Origin of the sequence: Nostoc sp. DedQUE08 (genome assembly GCF_034530895.1) — a bacterium.
Lineage (GTDB): Bacteria > Cyanobacteriota > Cyanobacteriia > Cyanobacteriales > Nostocaceae > Nostoc.
Genome location: NZ_JAVRCD010000124.1, coordinates 1 through 5,692, shown reverse-complemented (window position 1 = coordinate 5,692; position 5,692 = coordinate 1). Strand labels below are relative to the sequence as shown.

General features: G+C 42.6%; 3 protein-coding genes and 2 pseudogenes. 1 reads left to right on the top strand and 4 read right to left on the bottom strand.

The window, feature by feature from the left end; translation table 11 throughout:
- Nucleotides 1-55: 55 nt before the first annotated feature.
- From RMY64_RS36495 to RMY64_RS36485, 3 genes and pseudogenes are all read right to left on the bottom strand, one after another.
- Nucleotides 56-2,749, bottom strand: a pseudogene (locus RMY64_RS36495) (ATP-dependent helicase); the annotation flags it as partial.
- A 249-nt stretch (nt 2,750-2,998) separates the two neighbouring features.
- The gene (locus tag RMY64_RS36490; RefSeq protein WP_322702662.1) at nt 2,999-3,280 is read right to left on the bottom strand and encodes a hypothetical protein; all 282 of its coding nucleotides are present in this window, start codon (nt 3,278-3,280) and stop codon (nt 2,999-3,001) included.
- Between the two features lie 86 nt (nt 3,281-3,366).
- Complete coding sequence (locus RMY64_RS36485) at nt 3,367-3,753, bottom strand: tetratricopeptide repeat protein (protein ID WP_322702661.1); 387 nt, start codon at nt 3,751-3,753, stop codon at nt 3,367-3,369.
- A gap of 31 nt (nt 3,754-3,784) precedes the next feature.
- On the opposite strand from RMY64_RS36485, the gene pyrC reads away from it, so the two are divergent.
- On the top strand, nt 3,785-4,813 hold the full coding sequence (gene pyrC, locus RMY64_RS36480; protein ID WP_322702660.1) for a dihydroorotase: 1,029 nt from the start codon (nt 3,785-3,787) through the stop codon (nt 4,811-4,813).
- A 290-nt stretch (nt 4,814-5,103) separates the two neighbouring features.
- Here pyrC and RMY64_RS36475 read toward each other — a convergent pair.
- Nucleotides 5,104-5,692 (bottom strand): annotated as a pseudogene (locus RMY64_RS36475) (hypothetical protein); the annotation flags it as partial.

Genomic DNA, 5,692 nt, shown 5'->3' with positions numbered 1-5,692 from the left:
TATGTTAGCGTATGATACCCGCTAACTACTCTCCCACACCTTTTTTCGTTCACCCGTGAAAACGAATACCTTTACTATGCTTTTCCGAAAACATCCGCAATTCGTCGAGGCGTTTCCGAAAAGCTTGAGTTAAAGCCAAAAATTGACCATCACCAAGAGGAATAAAACGGCTGGGGGTTTTCTCTAATAGTTCTAGTAGTTGCTGCATATCCAGCACTAGGTCGTTATTCAATTTCAACTCCCCATCTGCTGCAAACCAGTCTTGCTGACGTTGAATTGATAAATTAAAGTCTTTCAAGTCGGCATTGTGGCTAACACGCAGTTTTTCTCCTTGTGGCCATTCGATGACTACGTTATTTCCCAGCGTTTGCAGTTCTAGCAGCAGTTCTAAACAGTCTTCTGGATCGTCTATAATCCATTCACCATCTTGTTCTTCAATTTGAGTCAAGGTGGCGCAAGCGGCTATAGCATAGGCGGCAAGTTGCTTTTCTTCAGACAGATTTCGTCGGGTTTGGAGACGTTTACCGTCAATCTCGGCAATTACAGTTTCACCACCTGTACCAGGACGGTAGTAGGGGCCACCTTGGGCAAAGGGACGCGACAAAAGGCTAATTTTCAAGCCGGAATTGGCAGGTAAAAGATGAATATGGGGTAGAGTCTGGGCGGGTACTTCTTCTGCACCTTCTGAACCGCCACCAATATCAGAATGTACGGTGACGATGCCAGAGACGGCATTTATGGCTGCTAAAACTTGCTTTTCTGCGATCGCAGGCACATTTAATTTATTATCTTTACCAATAATCTCCGCAATGCGTCTGTGTTCGGCAGTAATTTCAATGACTTTGATGCGGGTTGGGGTTTCTTTGATATGCAGAATATTTTGTGATTCTGGTAATTTGGGAGAAAATTCCAAAGTCAGACGGCCAAGTTTTTCTTTTTTAACCAGTAGTTCTGGTTCTCCTTTAACAATTTCTACACGGATATTAGGTGTATCTTCCCAAAAAACCAACGGGTGTCCAATTAAAGCAGAGATAGCTTTTTCACCGAAGGTATAATCAACTTTGCCGTAATAGCCATCACTATATGCCTCAATACAACTACATACCCGCATATCTTGGGGGGTGATGTAATCAAACTCAGATAATGCACTGCTTAGACGCTTGAGGGCTATGGGGCGACCTTTACTCCATTCTCCTTTGGCATTAACTTTTTGTTCCTTTGGTTGTAAGACACATCTGCTGGGATAGAAGGTTATGAACCATGCTAAACGCAGTTCCGATTCTGGTTTTAGGGATGTTTGTGGTCTTGATTGGAGATTTGCCAGGGCATTGAGGCACATTTCCCAAGCTTCTTGGGGTCGAATTAAATCTACGATGGTTTGGACATTGCTATCTTCTCGCAGTACCTCTGCTTCTTTTTGATAGTTACTACTTGGTTTGAGCCTGGATAGGAGTTCTGCGGTTTCCATTGCCAGCCAGTGATAACCGGAGGCGAGCGATCGCCGATATAGTGGTTCTAGTAAATTAGGTAAACGTTTTTTAGCACTCTGGGCATCCATCCAGTAAAGGCATAGCGAACAAAACAATGTTTGTAAGCTATTTTCTTCTTCCACGGAAGAAATATGACCGCTAACTACAAATTGTTTTTGAGTAATATCACCAAGGTGGACTTGCAGTACCATTTTCAGTCTGCCATAAGTGAACCTGAGCCAATGATCTCCTTGACGGGACATCAAATTGGTATACTCTTCTGCTTCTTTGAGATGTTGCACTGAACCATCTTTTAAAAGTGCGAGGATAAAAAATAAGCCCCCAATTGTATTGAAATATATTTGGCGTTTGCCTGTAGCCTTTTTGATGGCTTTGAGGGCATCTGTATAATATTTTATCGCTTGTTCATTTTCACCCCGCAGAAAACTTAACCAACCCCAAAAAACGCCGACGTTATTTTGATAGTCATTTGATACACGCTCCAGACTTTCTTGTGCTTCTTGGGTACAACCCTGTAACAACAGTTGTTCTGTCAAAATCAGATGTAGATAATCTGAGCAATGTCTTCCAGGTGTAGAGCATTCTTCTTCTAGCAGCATCAACGCATCTTCCGAAGCGGATAATTTTAAGGCTGAATTGAAGAGGATACTGGATATACCACTTTCATATAATCCAAGTGGAAGGGTCTTAAACCAATCTGCATCAAATGGATTATTGTATATCTGCTCAAAGATATTTTCTATTATTATTTTTTCTTCACTATCACTGTACTTCTGGTAATCTTCAATTTGCTGATTAATAAAACTAAGGTCTTGGCGATAAATACCAATGCGGATTTCTCTGATACACTGGCGCAGACTGGAGAAAATCCGAAAATCTCTGTTCCAGTGAGTACGTATTGGTAGCTTCTCTTCTACTGCTGTAACGAGGATTTCAAACTGTCCGGTTTGTACAGCATGACGAGTAGCAATTTCTGTGAGTAAAGGATGGCATTCAGCACCTTGTCTACTTGACTGTACTAACAAACCTGCTTTTAACAATTTATCAATCTGGGGGCTAAGGGTTTTAGTACCCCAAGGTTTATTCTTTTCATCTAAAGCGCCAGTCTTACTAATACAACTTACAAATGAATTTTTATCTATCGGTGCATAAATTACCGAAAATAACTGGATAATCCTTTGTAAGGAAGGATGTAACTCGAAATATATATGGGCGAGGTTTTTTTGCAGTTTTATGGTATCATTACCTAAATTAATCATACTATTAATTCAGTTCTTTAAATAATTCCATTAATTTACGTTTACGTCCATGAGCCGCTTCTAATTTTGAGCGATAAGCAGACCATTCAGCTTTTTACCCTAGTTAATATAACCAGCTTTGACTTTTTTTAGCCAATTAACCGCAGCTTATAACGGTCAGCTTTCCCTTGTTCCATAATTGGTTCTGCCCGTCTGCTTTGCGTTATCAATTACCCAATCTTGACGAGGGGAAACTGCTGCATCCATGACTCAATGAACCAGTTTGGAATCAGAGTAAGTATCTCTCTCTACTGTTTTAATTGGATCATTAATTAATCCTTCATGGAGGAAAATATCGACTTGAGCTTCTCTTATTCCCAAATCTGGCTGATTTTGCAGTGTTTGCAGTAAATCCTGTTTGAGCGTCAACCAAGTTTCTCCTGCATAGTCTTGAATCTTACCATAGTCTCGAAACGCAAGAAGCTCAAGGATGGAAGGGATTACGCCTGAAGTTGCGGCGTGATCCTGGAGTTTGAAGACGCTTGCTCTCAAAAGTTTGCTCAGCTGGTGACAGATGCGCCGCATTGGACTGAATGGATGGCTTGATTTACACCCAAGCTTGGTATTAGACCAATAAACTATTGCTTGCGAAGTGTGTCTGCCACTTCAAGATGTTGAATGGCAGTTTCATAAGTAGCAAGTGCTTGTTGATAAGTTGCGAATGCTTCTGTATACTGCTTGTTGGTTAAGTATAGTTCGGCTAATCTTTCAATCATCATTCCGTGATAACTAATATCAATTGCATCACTGTGGTATCGAGAAAAGGCACTATCATAGGCGATCGCTTGCTTTAAAGCCTTGATAGCCTCTGTATACTGCTGTTGAGATAACTGTAGCTTGGACAGCTTTTCGAGAGCGAAACCCTTGCGCTTAAAAGTTTTGAGGTCATTAGGAGCAAACTTGAGTACAGTATCATAGATAGCGATCGCCCCATACCATATCTGGATGATCCCCCCTATTTTCATGAGGCCCTTGTTGCCGTTTTATAATGAAAGGATGCAAAAGCTTACCATCACCCGACCTGACGATTGGCATCTGCATCTGCGCGACGGTGCAGCACTGAAAGCGGTTCTGCCCTACACGGTACGTCAGTTTGCCCGCGCGATCATCATGCCGAACTTGAAGCCCCCTATCCGCTCGGTGGCAGATGCGGCTTGCTATCGCGATCGCATCCTCGCCGCCATTCCAGAAGCCCAACAGTTTGAGCCATTGATGACGCTCTACCTCACCGACAACACCAGCCCCGACGACATTCTCCGGGCGAAAGAATCTCAGTTTATCAAAGCGGTCAAGTACTACCCAGCCGGTGCAACGACCAACTCAGATTCCGGTGTGACGGATATTCAAAAGAGCGATCGCGTCTTTGAAGCAATGCAGCAGGTGGACATGCCGTTATTACTGCACGGGGAAGTGACCGATAACGATGTTGATACGTTCGATCGCGAGAAGGTGTTTATCGAGCGACATTTAATCCCTCTCAAGCAGCGATTTCCCAACCTGCGGGTGGTGCTTGAGCATATCACCACCTCCGATGCGGTGCAGTATGTCCTGTCTGCCAACACCATCGCGGCAACAATTACGCCACAACATTTGTTGTTTAACCGTAATGCCCTGTTCAAAGGTGGCCTTCGCCCCCATTTTTATTGCCTGCCCATTTTGAAACGGGAGGAGCATCGTCAGGCTTTGTTGCAAGCGGCAACATCGCTTAATCCGAAGTTTTTTCTAGGTACTGATAGCGCTCCCCATACCCGCACCAGCAAAGAAAGTTCCTGTGGCTGCGCGGGATGCTTTTCGGCTCTGCACGCCCTTGAGTTGTATGCCGAAGCATTTGAAAGCGTGAAAGCCCTGGATAAACTGGAGGCGTTCGCTAGCTTCTATGGCCCAGATTTTTATCAACTGCCGCGTAATACCGAGCGAATTACCTTGTCCAAAACGACTTGGCGCGTTCCTGATGAAATTCCATTTATGGAATCTGGGCTTGTACCTTTGGGGGCGGGGCAGGAAATGACATGGCAAATGTTATGACATTTGCATTGTGCATCAGCCGTTGTGGAATCCTGTCGGTTAACTTAGGCCAACAATTAATTTGAATCCTGGCTCAAATTTGAGTCTGCGAATCTTCCATTTTGAGTGGCGATCGCCTTAGCATAACTTTAAGATTTTAGCAGAATATAAATATAATCTAGTATTGATTGAAGAAACGTTTAAGTCTACAAATGAGAGATTGAGAAATAACCTTTTTATAAATAGCGGGACTTAGACAAAAATTAAGCCCAAACTGGCTTTATAAGCGGCAAATACGTCACGATGAAGGGTCAGACAATCAAAAACTGCCCGGAAAATTCTCCTTGTATTGGTATAGTATTAGTTTGTGCCTGTGGGTCAGGTTTTCTGTTTTTGTTCTTCTTAAAAGAACTAGTACGATTCGAGTTAAGCAATTTTAAATCTAGGGTAAAAGAACCGGGTTTACCAGGAACAAGCGACCATTTACCGCTTTCTCTGCCATAAGTTAATGTAGATTGAACTCTGCCCTTTACTAGTTTGAAAATATCTGGTTCTAAATCACCATAGAGCGATCGCACCACAAAATCTATGTGACATACAATACCCCTGTGTTTTTGCAATACCTTTAGGATCGCTTCTGTGCGGTTGAGAGATTGATATTCCAGCAACATTGGAATTTCTGACCACAAGAGGGATTTCTCTAAAGTTTCTTGTTGTGTCTCTATCTCTTTTGATGTTGGCGCTGGTGGCTCGTCGGCTTCACCAGATGTCGAGGATGATTCATTTATTTCTAAATTAATCGTTTTCATTGCTAAAAACACATCCAAGATACTTTTAGAATAACTACTTAGCTCGACTTTATCCATTTTTAATTCAATCAAGCAGCGTAAACAGCAATAT

What these genes read in the sequence shown, in the direction of transcription:
- RMY64_RS36485 (WP_322702661.1), bottom strand. Translation starts at nt 3,753, where the DNA reads ATGAAAATAGGGGGGATCATCCAGATATGGTATGGGGCGATCGCTATC.
- pyrC (WP_322702660.1), top strand. Translation starts at nt 3,785, where the DNA reads ATGCAAAAGCTTACCATCACCCGACCTGACGATTGGCATCTGCATCTG.